Consider the following 19,011-nt stretch of genomic DNA (forward strand, 5'->3'; position numbering starts at 1 on the left):
ATATGGTTGAAGTGTTTGGAAAGAAAGCCACAAGGTTCGGTTTTGGGGAGGCTTTGGTTGCGCTAGGTGAAAAAGATCCAAAAATATTTGTTTTGGGAGCGGATACTGTTTCTTCAGTGGCAATAAATGATTTTCAGAAAAAATTTCCCGATAGGTTTATAAATGTAGGGATAGCAGAAACAAATTTGATAGGCATGGCCGCCGGACTTGCCGCAGCAGGTTTTATACCGTTTGCCGCGACTTATGGAGTTTTTGCTTCAGGCAGACCGTGGGAACAGATAAGAACTACAGTTTGTTATTCGAATTTAAATGTAAAAATAGGTGGTTCTCATTCAGGACTTATGGTAGGTCCAGATGGTGCGACACATCAGGCTTTGGAAGAAATTGCAATAATGAGATGTATTCCAAAAATGACTGTAATAGCGCCCTGCGATTTAATCGAAACTAAAAAAGCGACAATGATGTCGGCATATTTTGACGGTCCTGTGTACATAAGATACGGAAGAGAAAACGTTCCTATTTTTACAAAACAGGAAACACCTTTTGAAATAGGCAAAGCAAATGTTTTGCGCGATGGAAAAGATGTGGCGATTCTTGCCTGCGGAACAATGGTTTACGAAAGTTTGATGGCGGCTGAAATTTTGGAAAAGAAAGGAATTAAAGCAAGAGTTGTCAATATTCACACCATAAAGCCCATTGATGAGAAAGTGATTATAGATGCTGCTAAAGACTGTGGCGCCATAGTTACGGCCGAAGAACATCAGATTTTTGCGGGTTTCGGTTCGGCTGTTGCAGAAGTTATAGTCAGAAACAGTCCCGTCCCGATGGAGTTTGTCGGAGTCGATGATTCATTTGGTGAGTCGGGAGAAGCTTACGATTTAATTGAAAAATTCGGTTTGAAAGATGTAAATATCGCGCAATCAGCTGAAAAAGTTTTAAAGAGAAAATAATGCCGATAAACAGAATAATTCTGATTGTTTTAGACAGTGCCGGAGTTGGCGCTCTTGCGGATGCAGCCGAATACGGCGATGATGGGGCAGATACAATCGGGCATATTATCGACAAGGTTGGAAACGGTTTTCATCTTCCTAATCTTGAAAAGCTTGGTCTTTACAAAATTTTGGAAAGAAAAACAAATTGTCAGAATTTGGATATTATCGGCTGTTATGGAAAAATGATTACAAAATCGCCTGCAAAAGATACAACGGCAGGTCATTGGGAAATGGCTGGAATAGTTTTGGATAAGCCTTTCCCAACTTATCCGAACGGTTTTCCGCAGGAGTTAATAACCGAATTTGAGAAACTTATCGGAACGAAAATTTTAGGCAATTGTGTGGCAAGCGGTACGGAAATAATTAAACATTTTGGAGATGAACATTATAATACGGGCTATCCTATTGTCTACACTTCGGCGGATTCGGTCTTTCAAATTGCCGCTCATGAATGCGTTTATGGATTGGACAAGCTTTATAAAATATGTAAAATTGCCAGAAAAATGCTTATTGGTAAATATGTCATCGGAAGAGTTATAGCAAGGCCTTTTATCGGAGAAAGTGGAAATTATACTCGTACGGCAAATAGAAAAGATTATTCGCTTACTCCATTGGAGACTACAGTATTGGACGAAATTAAAAATGCGGGTGGAGAAGTTGTCGCCATAGGAAAAATAGAAGATATTTTTAATGGGAAAGGGATTACAAAAACCGTTCACACCAAAGGCAATGCAAATGGCATGGAAGTTACGGCGGAAGAAATAAGGGTTGGCGGCATAAGCAGTAAAAAAACTCTTATTTTTACTAATCTTGTCGATTTCGATATGCTTTGGGGACATCGCAGAGATATAATCTCTTATGCAAAAGCCTTGAAAGAGTTTGACGATTTTCTTCCGGCACTCATGGGCATGCTCGGAGATGGAGATATGCTGATAATAACGGCAGACCACGGATGCGATCCGTCTTTTACGAAACATACCGATCATACAAGGGAGTACGTACCGCTGTTGGTGTACGGAAAAAAGTTACAAAGAAATATCAATCTCGGCGTCAGAAAGACTCTTGCGGATACCGCTCAAACGATAGCAGATATTTTTAATCTCCCGCCGCTTAAGAACGGCACAAGTTTTAAGAAAGAAATAGAAACTTAGCGATTTGAGCGGAATTTTATTTACACAGCGGACAAAGGTAAATGAAGATGGTAAATGTTTTGGAAAAAATACAAAAAACAAAAAAGGCGATTCTGCCTCATTCTGGTTTTAACCTTTCTGCGGCTGTCATTGCTGGTTCGGGATTGGGAGAGCTTAGAAACTCTTTTACGGTTCTTAAAACCGTTAAATATTCTAAAATTCCATACTTTGCAAAAACTACAGTTAAAGGTCATGACGGCGAACTTCATTTGTGCCGCAGCGCAAAAACAGACTTTTTGATTTTTAACGGGCGCTTTCATTTTTATGAAGGACATTCTCCCGAAGATATAATTTATCCCATAAGAGTTGTAAAAATGCTTGGAGCGCAGAAACTTATAATTACAGCCGCCGCAGGCGCGGTAAATAAAAAATATCATGCTGGCGATGCGGTCATTTTAAGCGACCACATAAATTTTACAGGAACAGACCCTCTCAGAGGAAAACATTTTTCGGTTTTTGGAGAACGTTTTCCGAACATGAGCAGTGTTTACGATTTATCTTTGAGAAAAGAAGCATTGAAAGCGGCAAAAAAATATGCATTAAGAGTGCATGAGGGAATATATTTTGGCGTTTCGGGTCCATCGTATGAAACTCCAGCCGCTGTAAAAGCTTATGAAAAACTCGGAGCGGACATTGTAGGCATGTCTGTAGTTTATGAAGCCGAAGCTGCTGTGCAAATGAATATGCGGATTCTCGGCCTTGTTTATGTATCAAATATGGCGGCTGGAATTCACCATATTTCTTTAAAACATGAAGACGTTTTGAAAACCGGAAAACAAACCGTTCCAAAATTTGCCGCCATAATAAAAGAAGTTTTGGAGAAAACTAAGTGAGAGTATATGATATAATATATAAAAAAAGAAACCTTCAAGCTCTTTCGAGAGAAGAAATAGAATTTATGGTTTTTAATTATAACAATGGGGAAATTGCCGACTATCAGATGTCGGCTTTTTTAATGTCGATTTTTTTTGCTTCAATGACCGATGAAGAAATGTTTTATTTGACCGAAGCTATGACAAAGTCCGGCGATATAATCGATTTGTCTTTTTTGGAAATGCCGACAGCAGATAAGCATTCCACCGGAGGAGTAGGCGACGGAACTTCTCTTATTGCTGTGCCGATTGCAGCAAGTGCCGGTATATGCGTTCCGATGATGTCAGGAAGGGGTTTGGGACATACAGGTGGAACATTGGATAAATTGGAATCTATTCCGGGTTTCAGAGTAAATATAGATAAAAAGGAGTTTTTGGAATTTCTGGAATACGCCAATATGGCATTCATAGGGCAGACGCGTGAAATAGCGCCCGCGGATAAAAAAATGTATGCTTTACGCGATGCGACCGCTACGGTAGAATCGCTTCCTTTGATATGCGCCAGCATTATGTCAAAGAAAATTGCAGAAGGAGTGCAGACGCTTGTGCTGGATGTTAAAACCGGAAATGGTGCGTTTATGAAGTCTCATAAGGATGCGTTGGAATTGTCACGGAAAATGATAAGTATCGGAAAAACTTTTAAAAGAAACGTTTCCGCGGTTATTACTGATATGAATACCCCTTTGGGAAACTGCGTGGGAAACTCGATCGAAATTAAGCAGACAGTCGAAATATTGAAAGGTGATTTGAAAAACGATTTATACGAACTTTCAGTTGACCTTGCCGCCATGATGATATTTGGATGTGCTAAAGCGTCAAGAATTGAAGATGCGCGTGAGATTGCAAAAAAGCAAATTTCAAGTGGCGCTGCGCTTGAGAAGTTCAGACAGGTAATAAAGATGCAGGGTGGAAATCCGTCTGTTATCGATAATCCCGTCGGCGTTTTGCCTCAGGCAAAAAATTCGTTAAAGATTAAAGCTGTCAAAACCGGATATATCTCTTGCATGAGAACAAGAGATATAGGCATTGCCTCAGTTATGGCGGGAGCAGGAAGAAATAAAAAAGAAGATTCTATAGATTACAGCGCGGGAATTATGCTGTATAAAAAAACTGGAGATTATGTAAAAGAAGGAGAGACAATCGCAGAACTGCTTTACAATTGTGATAAAAATATTGACGAAGCATTATTTCTTATGAACGGCTCTTATATAATTTTAGAAGAAAAAACAGTAAATCCAGAACTTATAAAGGAAAGACTAAACTAATGGATACGGAAAAAGACAGATATTGGAAATTTTTTCCTAATAATTCTCAAAAAATATCGGAAATTTCACACTCTCTTTCAATTAATCCCAAAATTGCCTCGGTTATGTTAAACAGGGGAATTGACAGCGTTGAAGAAGCCGCTGTTTTTCTGTATGGAGGAATAGAACATCTTTACAATCCTTTTATTTTTCCTGATATGCAGAAAGCTGTTGAAAGAATCAAAAAAGCCATAAGCGGCAAAGAAGCCATTTTGGTCTACGGAGACAGAGATGTCGATGGCATAACCGCCATAAATGTCGTGGTTAACACGATAAGACAACTTTGTGGAAACGCTCAATGGTACGTTCCTGCAGATGAAGGATACGGCATACATAAAGATATACTTACAAAATATTATGCCGAAGGCGTAAAACTTATGATAACGGTTGACTGTGGAATATCCGCTTTTGAAGAGATAGATTATGCCAACAGTCTGGGAATAGATGTTATTTTAACCGATCATCACGAGCCGCCGTATGAAGGCGTTCCTCATGCGTATGCAATTATAAATCCCAAAATTATGGATTCTCCGTATCCGTTTAAAGATATTGCCGGCTGTACGGTAGCTTTTAAAACGGCTCAGGCTTTGGTTATGTCGTTTGCAAAAGACTATGACAGGGAAATCATAATTTGCTATGCGCAAAAGCAGGAGTCATATTTTGATGGATTTTATATGAAAATTAAAAATGACATTTGTATCGATAAACGTCCTTTTTCTTCTGCTTCCGAGATAAAAAGTATTTTTAAACAGGCTTTTAAGTCATATACTAACAGTAAAGAACTGAAAGAAACCGTTATGACAAGTGATGCTCTTTTGAAAGATAAAATCGAAGTTTTTGTAATTCGCGATTTTGATGGAAACGAAAGTATTGAAAAGAAAGTAATGCGCAGCTATAAAATCAAGAGGAATAACGAATCCAGCGCAATGAAAGAGTTCTTTAAAAACAATCTGGATTTATGTGCTTTGGGAACGATTGCCGATTCTATGCCATTAATTGATGAAAACCGCATAATAGTTAAAAAGGGGTTGGAATTGATAGCTGGAAATCCGTCGGCAAGGCCGGGGCTCGGTCTTTTGATTGAAGACGCTTTCGTTTCAAAAAATATACAGTGTATAAATTCCAGAGCCGTTTCATGGAACGTAACGCCCGTTCTTAATTCTTCCGGCCGCATGGGAAGAGGCATGCTTTCGGCGCAGCTTCTTATGACAAAAGATTTTTTTCAGGCAAAAAATCTTTATGCCGATATAGTAAAACTAAATGAAAACAGAAGGTGGCTTCAATCAGAAAATATTGAACAGTTCAAAATTCTTCTAACACAGCAATGCGATTTGGAACATGACAAAGTTTTTATAGTTGACGCGGCCAATCTTGAACACGGCGTGACCGGAATAGTAGCTTCACAGATGGTAAAAACATATATGAAACCGGCTTTTCTTTTAATTTCAGATGGCAATGAGGCCATAGGTGCAGCTAGATCAGTTGTGGGTTTTGATTTGATTGCAGCTCTGGAAGATGTTAAAGATATTCTTCTGAAGTACGGCGGTCACAGTCAGGCTGCTGGGTTTACGATTACCCATTCAAAGATTGAAGAATTTAAAAAGAGAATTAAAGAATATGCCGAAAAAAATATCATTGGGATTGATCCGTGCAAAAATATTGAAATTGATTGTGAACTTAAAATTTCAGATATAAATCTTGATTTTCATAAGCAGCTTGAAGTTTTGGAACCTTTTGGCATGGAAAACCAACGGCCGCTGTTTTATATAAAAGGTGTTTCCGTGACGGAAGTTTCAGTTTTCGGTGGAAATTATAAGCATGTTAAATTTAAAGTGTCACAGAAAGGCAGCAGGAACGTTCAGGTAGTTTTTTGGAATAGTGGAGAGATTGCCGATATGCTGCGAAAAGAAAGTCTGGTAGACATAGTGTTCCACATTGACATTATGGGCAAAAATGACAAACAGATTGTGCAGATGTGTGCTGTAGATATAAAACCGTCTTATTAAAAGAAGCACTTATCATGACAAACAGGAGGGCATAATGTCAGAAAAAGAGAATTCGGCAAAAATTGCATTTATCGGAGGTAGCGGGTTATATGAAATTGACGGTATTGAAAACGTCATTGAAAAAGATATAGACACGCCGTTTGGAAAACCTTCAGATAAAATCACAATAGGGACGATAAACGGAATTAAGTGCGCGTTTCTTCCCAGACATGGCAAAGGGCATACTCTTCTTCCGTCGGAAATAAATCAAAGAGCGAATATGTACGCTTTAAAATTGATAGGTGTGGAACAGATAGTGGCTTTTACGGCATGCGGATCGCTGAAAGAGAAAATGAAACCAAAAGATTTCGTTATTCCCGACCAGATTTTTGACAGGACAAAAAATAGGATTAACACTTTTTTTGGAGAAGGGATAGTCGCTCATGTCGGTATGGCAAGACCTTTTTGCGATGAAATAAGAGAGATTATACATCAGTCAGTTTACGAGTTGGCGATAGAGCATCATTTTGGCGGAACTTACGTATGTATTGAAGGTCCTCAGTTTTCATCTAAAGCTGAATCGGAAGTAAATCGCAGTCACGATTTTTCCATAGTAGGCATGACTGCCATACCGGAGGCGAAACTTGCGCGTGAAGCGGAAATGTGTTATGCAAACATATCTCTGGTAACGGATTTTGACGTGTGGAAAGAAGGGGAAGAAGTTACAAACGACGCCGTTGTCGCCACAGTAGCTGCCAATATTTCAAACAGCAAAAAAGTAATTAAAGACATTGCCGTAAAACTTTCACAAAGGCATACAAAATGCAACTGTCACAAATCTTTGAAGTCGGCAGTTATGACAGCTGCGGAAAAACTTTTGATAAGCCCATCGTATAAAAAACTAGCGTTGTTTTTAGATAAATATTATAACAAATAATATTCCTATGAAAGAAAAAACCTATGTAAACCTTATTGAGAAAGCGAAAACTGCTGCAAAAAACAGTTATAACAAATATTCCAAATTTGCGGTTGGCAGTGCGGTTTTATGCGCAAACGGAAAGATATACTGTGCGGCAAACATTGAAAACGTTTCTTACGGGCTTACTTCTTGTGCGGAACGCAACGCTTTGTTTAATGCCGTGTCAAACGGTGAGAAGAAAATTGAAGCCGCAGCCGTCTGGACTAAATATGGAAATATTTTTCCGTGCGGCGCGTGCAGACAGGTAATTTTCGAGCTTGCGCCTGAAGCCGATGTTATAATAAATAAAAATGATAAAGATATTATAGTGATTAATATACGAGATCTACTCCCTTTTCCTTTTTTGGAAAAAAATTTATTTTAGAATCCAGACAAATGCCAGAAGTTTAGAAAATAGAAACTTGTAAGCTAACGGTAAAGATCCCAACTGCCAATACTATTTTCTTCATCTGTTTCTCCATTGTTTTTATCAATTTCCTGACAAGAGCAATATATAGGGGTTTATATGAAAATTATATATACTAAAAGTCAACTTCATACTAATAAAACACATAAAAACTTTATAATTTCATTTTACTGTTGATATGTCGCCATATCATTAGAACGTTGTTTTTGACATAAAAAATATTATTATGTGCCGCTTGAAGTGAATTGTCCCCAAAAAATCATAAAAATTTAGGTTGTGGTATTTATGGTGTTTTATAGGCTCTTCAAATTTCGTTAAAAATTAAGTATGATTATAATAAAGTAAATAAAATTTTAAAGGAGAAGAAAAGTTATGAAAAAGTTTAGTCTTGTTTTATTGGCATTGACGTTTATGTTTTCGGCGGCAATTTTATATGCTCAAAATGAAAACGCAGAAGTCGGAAGTGAAACTGAAACCTCCGTACCTGTATCTCAAGAAACAAGCGTACCGGTTGTAACGACCATTAAGACAATGGCAAAAACTACTCCTGCGATAACGGCTAAAATCAACAAAACGAATGAAAACAAAGATGAAGAAAACGTTGCTGCTCTGATAACTGAAGCGCAAAAGAGTGAAGCCAAACAAAATGCCTCTATGATAAAGAAACAGGCAAAAGATTTGACCGACAATGCGAAGACGGCAAGAAAAAAAGCCGAAGCCGACGCTAAAGTTATAAAAACACAGGCTAAAAGCGATGAAAAAATAGTAACCGAAAAAGTCGTCACGATGAAAGAAAAAGCTACGGCCGAAAAAAAGCATTCTGATGCGGAAGCAAAAGCGCTTGAAGACAAAGCAAAAGCAATAAGAGAAATGGCAAAAAACAATTATAAAGAAATCGTAAATGAAGCCAATGCGATGGCGCAGAAGGCAAAAGAAACCAGAGAAGCCGCTTTCAGAAGAGCGGATGATTTGGTCAGTACTGCGATACAAAGTGAAAAAGAAGCAAGAAAACAGTCGGAACTTCTTTTACAGAGTATTCCTCAATAACAAAAAATACGAAAAGAAAAGGATTGAAAAAGAATAATCAAATCAAGAATCTTTCCCATATCGTTAGTGGATATTGCCGTTAGAATGCAAGATTTGACATTTCATTTAGGCAGCTCAAAATTTGTTATTCTGGAAAAGTCAAGCAGCTTGCTGAACGTTTTGTCGAAGATTTAAAATATAGACATTGTAGATAGATGATAAATATAATAAATTAAAAAATTTGTTTTCCGGTGCAGACTTAAAACTTGTGCCGGATTATTCCTTTTCCTCAAATAGTTTCAATTTCTAGAAATTTTCCATCAAAAGTGTGCGCGGTATTTTTGTCTTTGTCTTTGATGAGGCTCATTTTCTCCTTTAATTTTCTTTATAAAAAGACTATAATAAATTTATGAAAAAATATATAAGGGTAATAATGTGTTTTTCTATATTTTTGTCTTTAGTATGTCGAGATTTTGCTTTTTCCGCAGCACAAATTGCATACAATGCCAAGATTTTTTTAAGAATTCCAGCAAATGCTGGATTTATATCCGCCAAAAACGTTTCTTCCGAAAACAAAATTTCCATTATAAACATACAGGATTTACATTATAATCCATCAGTTCAAAAAAACATATCTTTAATACTTGAAAATATAGAAAGACAAATTTCGCCTGATGTGGTTTACGTCGAAGGTGCGGTTGGAGAAATCGATACTGGCTGGATAAGTGACATTGGCGATAAGAAGCTTCGCAAGGACATTGCAGAGCATCTTATTTTAAATTCACAGCTTACAGGATACGAATACTACCGCGCGATAAGCGCTGCGGGCATGAGAATTTACGGTATTGAAAGCGAAAAAGTATATAACGATAATTTTTTGCTCTTAAACAAAATAACTGATTACAAAGACGAAACCACTAGGCAATTAAAAATTTTCAATGAAAGCGTAGATGAAATAGCTAAGTCATTTCACGGTGAACGGCGCCTTGACGGTTTGATAAGAAAATATAGAGAAGGAAAAATTTCGCAGATAAAATATTATTCGGTTTTGATAAAGTTATACGATAGTTTCTGCGGCGGGAAAAAGCTTTTAAATATAGCGGGATATTATCCCAAAAATTACCTTTTTAATATAAAATCATTTATTCTGAATTCGCGCGAAATTTCGCTATTGTCTAAAAATACGATTGAAAGACAATATGCCGATTTTTATAATTCTATAAAAAATATGTTACCTTACAAAGAATATGCGGTTTATTCCTCACTAGAAGACAAAACGGAAAATACTTTACGTTATATGGTTCGGTTTGAGCTTGCAAAAAAATATAATGAACTGTTTTCATATCTCACCTGTCTTAAAAATTTAAAATCTATCAACCCTTTAGAGCTTAGAAATGAAGAAATAAGGCTTATCGATTGTTTGAGAGTGGCTGTTTCGGATAATATTGTGCAGCAGGATATGGTTTTTATCAAGGATTTTTCCATTTACTTTAACAGTTTTTTCAACAACAGTATAACCTTTGACGAGTATAAATATTTTTCGAAAAATTTTAAAAAATTTGAAGAGCTTTATTCATATTATAACGATGGCGGTATCCCAGAATTCTTTGTTGAAAATTTTGAGTTATTCGATAAATTTATTTCCAATAATGTTTTAAGAAACTCCGTGTTTGCAGCAAACATTTTAGAAGTTGCGCAAAAGCAAGGTTATAAAAATATCGTTTTAATAACCGGCGGTTTTCATACGGAAGGATTGGAAGAAATTTTTAAAGATGCTGGAGTTAACTTCATAGCATTGACCCCCAATGCTATACTGCGTAAAGATACGCAAGATATATACGATTACAATGTGAAAAAACAATCGGGCGTTTTAAACAATGCCTATGCTTTAAAGCCTTCATCGGTTCTTCCCGAAGAAGAACGGCAGAGAATTATTTTATCTGCCGTTGAAAGCGTAAGGCTGCTTATGGAAACCAATCCGCAAGATTATAATCTAAAGCTTGAAGAAATAGCTGGGCATATTCCGATTTTAAAAGGCTTAAAGGTAAAAACTGGATTTTTAGGAGATTCTAAACTCGTATTTACGTATATTGACGGAGAAATTCGAGATATACGCATTAAAGGCAGCGATGGTAAAAAATCGTCATTAAAAAAAAGGATAAGGTCATTATTTCCATATTTTAACGCAGATAATTATTATAAAGATATTTTTAAATATATGCTGTTTGTCACGTCATTTTTATTTGCTTTTAACATAAACAATACCATTAGTGCCGCTTTGATGATTTTTTTATTTCCACCTGTTGCGATACTCATCTTGCCGGCTATACAAGCTCTTATGCTTTCCGTTTATATTTTTAAGGACAATAAGTCTGTTACGGAATCCCCAAATTATGCTTTACGCATTAAAGAAATGCCAGAAGGCGCGGAGTATTTAAAACAAACTACTTCCATACCTGTATACGACGAACCTTGGCGCATTATCAAACGCACTCTCGAATACGCTATAGATGCAAGAGACAGATACAACAAAAAAGCCGGAGGAGAATATGCAAATATCGTAGTAAGCGATGATGGACTTATGGTTTTTGCAAAAAATAATATTGAGTCGGCTTTAGAAGAAATAGAACGGAAAAATCAAAACGGACAACAATTGAGCACAGAAGAAGAGGAGATTTACTATAGAATTTCTTTTTACAAAGAACACAATATAGGTGTTATAGCAAGACCTAAAGATAAAACTAAGTACTCATGGGGCGATTTCGAAAGAAGAGGACTCTTCAAAAAAGCGAGCAATTTAAACCATTCTTTAATAATAAATAAAATATTGGGAGAGCTTATAGAAAACGGAATGTCATATGAAGATGCTGTAAACAGTGTAAAAAAGCAGCTCATAAACGATAAACCTATATTTGAAAATACATATATATCTGGAAATATTATGGTAGGAGACATCATTTTGCTTTTAGATAAAGATTCAACCGTTGCACCCAATGCCATATCGGCTACTATGACGGAATTTGTGATAGATACGTCTTTGGGATATACACAAAACCAAACAGTTATAAATAATCCCGACGAGACTAGAACCTCGCAAATGCGCGCACAGGAAGGGGATATTATTTGGAAATATGTGGTTCCTTTAGATGCAAGAAATGGATTTGTAAAATTTTTGGGTCACAACGGTTTTATACGAAGAGCCGCTCTTGAGAAATCAGGCTTTTGGTCCGAAGATAATGTGGCCGAAGATTTTGCTATGATTATGAAAATGATTACTATAAAAGACGATATGACAGGAAGAAATTATCATGGCAGACAAATACAATACGAGCATATAACTTTTGAGGAACTTTCCGAACTGAGCATAGAGCAGCTTCAAAACTATGCGTCCAAAAGCAATATAGATTTATCTGAAACAAATTTTTCCTATGAAGAAATAATTGAAAAGCTTGCAATTTTTGGATATACGAGAAAAGAATTTAATGAAATATTAAAAACCGTAAAAGCTCAAAATTCAGTTCCTTTAAGAGCTTTGAATATAATGTTAAATATTTATCTCGAATCGGTTATGTCATTTGGGGAAGGCATGCCGGAAGAGCCTCTTGAAGCTATCAAACAGATGTCAAAATTTGGATTTGGAACTACGGAATTGTGGCTTAATCCCGTCAAGGAATGGTTAAAAAAACGATCGCCGATAACGCCTTTATACAAAGGGGTTCTTTCGGCAAAGCATTTGGATTTCTTTTCAAAAATGAATTTGACTATGGGTTTTATAATGTTTTTATACCCTGTACTAATAACACTTTTTGTGTTTAGCGCACTTTTTTCCCCGTTTTTTCCGTCGTTTTTTAGGCTTGATTTTATACCGCTTATGCTGTTTACGATGCTGGCGGTCAATACACCTATTGTAGTTGACGTTGTCAAAAAAAATAAAGATCGCGGTTTGTTGATTATTTTGAAGGCTCTTTTTCCATCGATTATTGAAAGAGCCGTTTTTAACGTGAGTGTCATGCACAATTCGGCCATAGGTGTGATAAACAGATTGCTTGGAAAAAAGGAAACATTTGGTGCAACCAAAGTTGGTAAGGGAGAAAAAACGGGTGGTATATGGAAAAATGTCAGAGAAAATTTGAAAATTCAATACAGGGCAGGATATCTGTATTTTTCAGCAGTTGCTTTAGTATTAGCACTTTCTTTATTTTTTTCTTTACCGCTTGATGCATTTATAATACTTGCAGGCTTGGGTTCTCTTAATATTCTTCAGGCTATGTTTGCTCCTGTTTATTTTGATTCTTCATTAAGAAAAATTCAGATTTCTAAAAAATTCCGCGATAATATAGCTTATTACGGAAATTCTGCAAGAAAAACTGTTTATTGGCTTTCGAGAAGTGGAAATTTTTCTGCAAAAACCGCTTACAAATTGCTTGAGATGGGATTTAATAATGTCGTAATAGAAATGGATAATTCCAAAAAGGGGGATTTTTTGACAAGATATGACATTGATGGCATAAATTCTAACTTTTCCGTAAGCGCGGCTTTTGAAAATGGACTAATGCGGTTCTATATCAACTCTTCAAATGAAGATTTATTGGATATACAAAAAGATAAGGCTCTTAATGAAGCTTTAAAGCATATAAAGCTTCTTTTATACGGTTCGCCGTTTTTGTCGCCGGATAACAAGAGCTTAAAGATGGTAAAAAAACTATACTCTAAAAATAAACATTTTGGCAGCATAAAATTCAAAGACATAAATTTTGGCGACTCTATAATTTTGCGGGATTCTCAAGATGGCGTTTATAAAACCAAGCAATACATTAACGCTTTGTCTGAAAGTAAAAAGAAAAATGTTATTGCAAAGTTTGAATTTAGAAATGTGGCTCAAATTAAACATTTGTTGAAACAATCATTTTATGATGAAATATTTTTGTCTGTTGAAAATGATAAAATAAGCGCGGATGGAATAAAAAAATTGTCGCAAATATTTAAAAATAGGTACGTGGGGTTAAGCATAGGCGTTGATTTTAAACAGGATAACAAGGACAATGAAACTTTTATAAAAAATTTATCCAAAAATAAAAATATAAAAAATCTTATTATAAATTATACTGGTTTTAGTGGAGAACAAATACTTGAATCACTTAAAAGTTTTGCCGCCTTGAAACAAACAGGAATATTGGTGCGCATAGATGAGGAATTGTTGAAAGATGATATTTTTATATCGGAGATTTCGAAGCTAAAAGATTTGGGTATTTCTTTATTTCAACACAATTTTATTGATTTGGATTTCAAAAACGTGAATTATGGCAATTATTCCAATTTTATAGAAGATGCTTATGAAACAGACATAAGAAACGTGCTTTTCGACATAGAATCTTTTGCAAATATGGCGGCTAGGTCAAATCTGGCTGAACAAATAAATTTGAGCCGATTGGATTTTGATGATATATTTAAGAAATCCACCGAGTCAGACACTGCGGCTATTCTTGAAAATATTCTGTCAGGTTCTATAACTGAAGAAGAAAATATAGATGCAGGCTCTTTGAATATTTACAACTCTAAATCTGTCAATGCAATTTTACAAGCCGCTTAACAAATAAAAAATATACATTTTATTAGAAAACATCTGCTCTTTATGACAGTAATAACAGTAATATTCGTATATTTTGCATTAATACACGACTTGACCGATTAGGTGTCCCTTAATTATTAACACTATACCCCGCAGCTTGCTGTGCGGTATCCCGTATTTCCTGCTTACTCCCTCTTTTATATTCTCCACTATTAGCTCATCCCTGAATTCGTCGGATATTTCTTCCCTTGTCATAAAAAAGCCTCCTTTGGCTTTTGTATTTTACCATTAGAGGCTTTTTTAACCTCTGCTCCCTGTGGACAGACTAGCTTTAGCAAGCAGCAAATAGGGTTTTGATTTATGATTTTAATTAATTTTCTTTAAAAAAGTGTCCCAGAACTTTACCAATAATTTCTAACTTGTTTGTTTTTATTTCTTTATCCTTGGAATTGGCATGTAATGCCAAAATGCTTCCTTTCTGTACAGAAGTTTTAGCTATTGTATAGCCCATATCGGTTTTAATGAACATGTTTTTATCATTTAGAGGACTTATCATCTTTTTTATTACACAAAAAGAGCTTTTTGGGATTTCTGGAAGCATATTGTCGCTTTCATATCTTATGACAAAGGTGGCATCCGAAAACATGCTTATCGGAAGTTCCATAAAATCTTCGAATTCATTTTCCGCATACTTAAAATATCCGTCTTTTTTCCCATCGGTGATATTCAAAATTGGAACATTTATGATTTTAGTCGGTATCGGCATACTGTAAGTGGCTTCGAAACTCTCTATTATATTGATGCCGGCTTCTTTTATTGCGCTGATAATTCTGTCGATTTGCAGTCTACTCAAAGGATGTTTGCCTTCAAGCCAGTTCTCAACCGAATTTACCGGCAGCTTTAATTTTTCTGCAAGCCACTTTGGAGTTTTTTCCAAATCCTTTAAGGCAAGCAGCGCATTCTTTCTTACGACTGCTTCATTGCTTTTTGAATCATAAATTAACTGTTCTTCACTGACATTAAAAAATTTTGCCAGTTTTGAAACTTCGTAAACATTTGGAGTCCTCTTCTCATTTTCCCAGTAATTTACCGTGACCCGAGAGATATTAAGCTCTTTTGCAAGTTCATCTTGTGTGAGATGTCGTTCCCTTCTCATTAGTTCAAGCTTTTTTGAGTTAAATTTTTTCATATTCTGCTCCATTGACTTACTGTAATACTTTTAGTATTTTATGTATATTACAGTTGTCTTAAAATAAATAATGCGTTTCTTTTTAAGAACATACAAAGCTATTTTCTTTAAAATACGCATATTATTGTATTATTATAGTATATAATACTAGCGCAACCACAAATTAATTTCAATATTAACATTGAAATTTAATTGACAACTAATTATAATTATTAAAATGAACAAAATATTTAAGCTTGTATATATTATATCATTATTTTTGTGTTATTTGTCAAGTACTTTTTTTGCAGATGAACTTAAAATAACTAAAATATCTACGGAAAAAGATAATTACAGTATAGTATTGAATAACGCAATAACTATCAATAATATTGCATTGAAGAAAAATAGAAATAACACAAAAATTATAATATTTCCGAGCTATGCTGGAAAAGGAAAAATTTATACACAATTTTCTGTTTTAAACAGGGAATATTTGTTTTATCTTGCCCATTCAATTTCTGAAAATAAGATTTATGATTTTGCAGGAGAAACTTTGTTTGAAATAAATAAGTTTTCACAGACAAAGAAAAAAGGTGGCATAAAAGCTTTTGCTTCCGTTATCTTTGAAAATCTCCTTGAAGTGGAGTGCAGAGTTATGGAAGGAAAAAACGGTTTATGGATAGCGTGGCCGGCAAACAAAACTTCAACTGGCTGGAAAGCCGATTTTATCTTTGTCGATAAAGATCTTAAAAATCGAGTGGAGAAAAGCCTTATTCAGAGATACGATAAAAAAGAAAATGAAAGAAAATAAATTAAGTAAAAACGTTCTTGACATTTTGTCATCGGTAGTATTTCCCGTTGTCGCAGGCGGTCTTTTTATAGTATGGATTATACATTTTATTAAAAACCCTCCGATAATTTTTTTTCTCATATCAATATTAGTTTTGGGTTTATATTATTTTTCCGGACGAGTGTACAGCGGAGTCCTTACCGCATTTGCCGTCATCGCCGCTTTGTTTGGCATCATATTTATCGGCGACAGTTTTTCGGCATTTTTAATTTTACTAGAAAGCGCTTGGCTTGTCGCTTTTTATTTTGTTTTGGAAATGTATACCAATCATTATATTTCAATGAAAAACAGGATGCAAGAAGAGTATGCAACTTTGGACAGAGAGATAACGTTCAAAGATTCGAAAATAAAAGAAGATAATAAAAGAATAAACGCGATTATGCAGCAGATAGACGGCTTTCAGACTATGGGAAGAATGATTCAAACATTTGAGGATTCTCTTAATGAGCGGGAAATAATAGAAAAGTCCGGTAAGCTGGCATCAATGTTTATCGGCAGTGGAAACTGGAAGTTAAAAAAAAACGTTAGCGGTGATATTTTTGCAAAATATGTAAAAACAACTATGCAGCCTTTGATTATCACGGACTTATCAAATGATGTTCGTTTCCCTATGTTTAGAAACAGAGAATTTTCGGTTATTGCGTTTCCCGTGGAAGTAAACGGCGTTTTCTGGGGAATGCTTATAGGAAGTATGCCAAAAAGTAATGCCTTTGAAAATGCAGATATGCGACTTCTTTCAATTCTATCAGGGATAATAAATACAGTTTTGAACAATGCTTACCTTTACCAAAAAATACAGGATTTGGCCATTACCGACGGGCTTACAGGTTTATATACACAGAGCTATTTCAAAGAAAGATTAAAAGAAGAAATGAAACGCTCCAGAAGTAATAAAGTCAAGCTTTCCGTCGCTGTAGTGGACATAGACTTTTTTAAAAAGATTAACGATATGTATGGACATTATTCCGGTGATGTTATTTTACAACAAGTTGCAGTTCTTTTAAGAGGAAGGCTTAGGGAAACAGACCTGATTTCGCGTTATGGCGGTGAAGAATTCGGCATTATAATGCTTCATACTGATGCTGTTGAAGTAAAAAAAATTCTTGAAGATATAAGAAAGAGCATTGAAAAAGAACGCTTTTTTCTTCCTATAGAAAGTTACACGCCCATACAAGTAAAAATAACCGTAAGCATAGGGTTTGCCGAACTTGAAGGAGATTCGCTATCCATAGAAGACGGACTTATAAAGAAAGCTGATAAAGCGCTTTATAAAGCAAAAATTTCAGGAAGAAACTGTACGGTAAAATATGAGAATGAAAACTAAAATTGTTCCATTGATTATTATTATAGCTTTGTCTGTTTTATATTATCTCCTTCCAAAAGGAATGGACATGATGGCATTGGCATATTTTATTATGCTTTCGGGGCTTTATTACGGGAAATGGGTTAAACAATCCGTAATAGCTGGCAGTATTGTGGCGTCTTTTGTCATGATAAAATATACAAACGAATATCTTTTTGTATGCATTGCCTCTACGGCATTTTTTGTATCGGTTATCCCTATACCCTATTATTTTTTAAACAAAACAAAAAAAGAAGAAAAAGAACTTGCAGCAAAAAACGCCAGACTTAAAGAAAAATATACGGATATTCTGGTCGAGTATTCTCATACTTTGGAAGAAAGAAAAAAATATGAAGATGATATAGAACGCATAATGCAGCTATATCTTATAGGAAAAGATTTGTCAAAAAGTGTTTTTATGCAGGATTATATAGAAACTGTTTTAAGGTCTCTTATGGGACGCGGCGGAGTCATAAGTGTGAACTTATTTAAAAGAGAAAAAGGGAAATGGGTTGCTCTGGCTTTTTCAAAACCCTCACAAAAAGACAGCTGGATAAAATATATGACTGGCAACAAATCTCTTGAAAAAGAAAATGGCTGCGCTATAGCCGACACTCCTGATTTTTGCACGTCTGAAGAAAGAATAGTTTTCTTGCCGCTGAAAAGTGAACACAAACTACTCGGCTGCATTTTAATGGCAGTTGAAAAGGAATACATTCTGCATTATGTTGAAGAGGGAGCGATTTTAGGTCCGCAGATATCGCTTGGGGCCAAAAGAGTAAATCTTTTTGCCGAAATAAGTGAACGTTCAAGAAATGACGGACTTACCGGATTGTATTTAAAAAGATATTTTATGGAAAGGCTTCACTTGGAAATTCAAAGAGAAAAACGTTATTCTGGTGGTTTTTATATTATTATGTTGGACATAGACTATTTTAAGAAAATTAATGATAAATACGGACATCTAACTGGAGATAAAGTTTTGTGTGCAATAGCTAAAATCCTCGTTGACTGTGTTCGTCCGGGAGATTTCGTCGGCAGATACGGTGGTGAAGAGTTTATCGTTTTTATGCCCCTGGCTAAGCAATTCGATGCCAAAAAAGTTGCTCAGGAAATAAATGACATGGTTAAAAACAAGAAATTTTGTGAAAATAACGAAATTTTTCACGTAACCATAAGCGCAGGCATAAGTTGTTATCCTAAAGATGGTCAAACGATAGACCAAATAATAGAAGCCGCAGATAAAGCACTTTATAAAGCTAAAGAAAAAGGCAGAAATAGTGTTGTTTTGTACGGAAGCCGATAAACTTGCTGCTGCGGCTACA

At 35.5% G+C, this 19,011-nt stretch carries 14 protein-coding genes; 12 read left to right on the plus strand and 2 right to left on the minus strand.

The annotated features are described in order from the left end of the window. The first annotated feature begins 2 nt into the window (after positions 1 to 2). The 9 genes from LBD46_03085 to LBD46_03125 all read left to right on the plus strand — a co-directional run bounded on the left by LBD46_03085 (position 3) and on the right by LBD46_03125 (position 14,344). The gene (locus LBD46_03085; protein ID MDR2426152.1) at positions 3 to 950 is read left to right on the plus strand and encodes a transketolase family protein; all 948 of its coding nucleotides are present in this window, start codon (positions 3 to 5) and stop codon (positions 948 to 950) included. Next, a complete protein-coding gene (locus LBD46_03090; GenBank protein ID MDR2426153.1) occupies positions 950 to 2,143 on the plus strand; it encodes a phosphopentomutase in 1,194 nt (397 codons plus the stop codon). The genes LBD46_03085 and LBD46_03090 overlap by 1 nt, the downstream gene beginning before the upstream one ends. 41 nt (positions 2,144 to 2,184) lie before the next feature. Next, positions 2,185 to 3,015, plus strand: coding sequence for a purine-nucleoside phosphorylase (locus tag LBD46_03095; protein ID MDR2426154.1), 831 nt, complete (start codon positions 2,185 to 2,187; stop codon positions 3,013 to 3,015). Beyond that, the gene (locus LBD46_03100; protein ID MDR2426155.1) at positions 3,012 to 4,319 is read left to right on the plus strand and encodes a thymidine phosphorylase; all 1,308 of its coding nucleotides are present in this window, start codon (positions 3,012 to 3,014) and stop codon (positions 4,317 to 4,319) included. The genes LBD46_03095 and LBD46_03100 overlap by 4 nt, the downstream gene beginning before the upstream one ends. Continuing rightward, the gene (recJ, locus tag LBD46_03105; protein ID MDR2426156.1) at positions 4,319 to 6,364 is read left to right on the plus strand and encodes a single-stranded-DNA-specific exonuclease RecJ; all 2,046 of its coding nucleotides are present in this window, start codon (positions 4,319 to 4,321) and stop codon (positions 6,362 to 6,364) included. Before LBD46_03100 ends, recJ begins: the two co-directional genes overlap by 1 nt. 34 nt (positions 6,365 to 6,398) lie before the next feature. Continuing rightward, positions 6,399 to 7,280: an S-methyl-5'-thioadenosine phosphorylase gene (gene mtnP, locus LBD46_03110; GenBank protein ID MDR2426157.1), complete on the plus strand. Its 882-nt coding sequence runs from the start codon at positions 6,399 to 6,401 to the stop codon at positions 7,278 to 7,280. Between the two features lie 7 nt (positions 7,281 to 7,287). Further along, positions 7,288 to 7,686: a cytidine deaminase gene (gene cdd / locus LBD46_03115; protein MDR2426158.1), complete on the plus strand. Its 399-nt coding sequence runs from the start codon at positions 7,288 to 7,290 to the stop codon at positions 7,684 to 7,686. 414 nt (positions 7,687 to 8,100) lie between these two features. Beyond that, positions 8,101 to 8,775 carry a hypothetical protein gene (locus tag LBD46_03120; GenBank protein ID MDR2426159.1) on the plus strand — a complete coding sequence of 225 codons (675 nt, stop codon included), beginning with the start codon at positions 8,101 to 8,103 and terminating at the stop codon, positions 8,773 to 8,775. A 388-nt stretch (positions 8,776 to 9,163) separates the two neighbouring features. After that, positions 9,164 to 14,344, plus strand: coding sequence for a hypothetical protein (locus tag LBD46_03125; protein ID MDR2426160.1), 5,181 nt, complete (start codon positions 9,164 to 9,166; stop codon positions 14,342 to 14,344). A 78-nt stretch (positions 14,345 to 14,422) separates the two neighbouring features. On the opposite strand, the gene LBD46_03130 is transcribed toward LBD46_03125, so the two are convergent. Then, a complete protein-coding gene (locus LBD46_03130; GenBank protein MDR2426161.1) occupies positions 14,423 to 14,578 on the minus strand; it encodes a hypothetical protein in 156 nt (51 codons plus the stop codon). Positions 14,579 to 14,693: 115 nt separating this feature from the next. Then, positions 14,694 to 15,512 (minus strand): XRE family transcriptional regulator, encoded by an 819-nt coding sequence (locus LBD46_03135; GenBank protein ID MDR2426162.1) that lies wholly within the window; start codon positions 15,510 to 15,512, stop codon positions 14,694 to 14,696. Between the two features lie 217 nt (positions 15,513 to 15,729). Here LBD46_03135 and LBD46_03140 point away from each other — a divergent pair, with 217 nt between their 5' ends. From LBD46_03140 to LBD46_03150, 3 genes are read left to right on the plus strand one after another with little or no spacing between them, the layout of a single operon-like run. After that, the gene (locus LBD46_03140; protein MDR2426163.1) at positions 15,730 to 16,305 is read left to right on the plus strand and encodes a SpoVG family protein; all 576 of its coding nucleotides are present in this window, start codon (positions 15,730 to 15,732) and stop codon (positions 16,303 to 16,305) included. Next, complete coding sequence (locus LBD46_03145) at positions 16,292 to 17,668, plus strand: sensor domain-containing diguanylate cyclase (GenBank protein MDR2426164.1); 1,377 nt, start codon at positions 16,292 to 16,294, stop codon at positions 17,666 to 17,668. Before LBD46_03140 ends, LBD46_03145 begins: the two co-directional genes overlap by 14 nt. After that, positions 17,658 to 18,992: a GGDEF domain-containing protein gene (locus LBD46_03150; GenBank protein MDR2426165.1), complete on the plus strand. Its 1,335-nt coding sequence runs from the start codon at positions 17,658 to 17,660 to the stop codon at positions 18,990 to 18,992. The genes LBD46_03145 and LBD46_03150 overlap by 11 nt, the downstream gene beginning before the upstream one ends. Positions 18,993 to 19,011 lie beyond the last annotated feature (19 nt).

It is taken from the genome of Candidatus Endomicrobium procryptotermitis (genome assembly GCA_031279415.1).
Taxonomy (GTDB): domain Bacteria; phylum Elusimicrobiota; class Endomicrobiia; order Endomicrobiales; family Endomicrobiaceae; genus Endomicrobium_B; species Endomicrobium_B procryptotermitis.

Bases quoted from the DNA above. Each gene is read 5' to 3' on its own strand.
- LBD46_03085 (MDR2426152.1), top strand. From the start codon at position 3: ATGGTTGAAGTGTTTGGAAAGAAAGCCACAAGGTTCGGTTTTGGGGAG.
- LBD46_03090 (MDR2426153.1), top strand. From the start codon at position 950: ATGCCGATAAACAGAATAATTCTGATTGTTTTAGACAGTGCCGGAGTT.
- LBD46_03095 (MDR2426154.1), top strand. From the start codon at position 2,185: ATGAAGATGGTAAATGTTTTGGAAAAAATACAAAAAACAAAAAAGGCG.
- recJ (MDR2426156.1), top strand. From the start codon at position 4,319: ATGGATACGGAAAAAGACAGATATTGGAAATTTTTTCCTAATAATTCT.
- mtnP (MDR2426157.1), top strand. From the start codon at position 6,399: ATGTCAGAAAAAGAGAATTCGGCAAAAATTGCATTTATCGGAGGTAGC.
- cdd (MDR2426158.1), top strand. From the start codon at position 7,288: ATGAAAGAAAAAACCTATGTAAACCTTATTGAGAAAGCGAAAACTGCT.
- LBD46_03120 (MDR2426159.1), top strand. From the start codon at position 8,101: ATGAAAAAGTTTAGTCTTGTTTTATTGGCATTGACGTTTATGTTTTCG.
- LBD46_03125 (MDR2426160.1), top strand. From the start codon at position 9,164: ATGAAAAAATATATAAGGGTAATAATGTGTTTTTCTATATTTTTGTCT.
- LBD46_03130 (MDR2426161.1), bottom strand. From the start codon at position 14,578: ATGACAAGGGAAGAAATATCCGACGAATTCAGGGATGAGCTAATAGTG.
- LBD46_03135 (MDR2426162.1), bottom strand. From the start codon at position 15,512: ATGAAAAAATTTAACTCAAAAAAGCTTGAACTAATGAGAAGGGAACGA.
- LBD46_03140 (MDR2426163.1), top strand. From the start codon at position 15,730: ATGAACAAAATATTTAAGCTTGTATATATTATATCATTATTTTTGTGT.
- LBD46_03145 (MDR2426164.1), top strand. From the start codon at position 16,292: ATGAAAGAAAATAAATTAAGTAAAAACGTTCTTGACATTTTGTCATCG.
- LBD46_03150 (MDR2426165.1), top strand. From the start codon at position 17,658: ATGAAAACTAAAATTGTTCCATTGATTATTATTATAGCTTTGTCTGTT.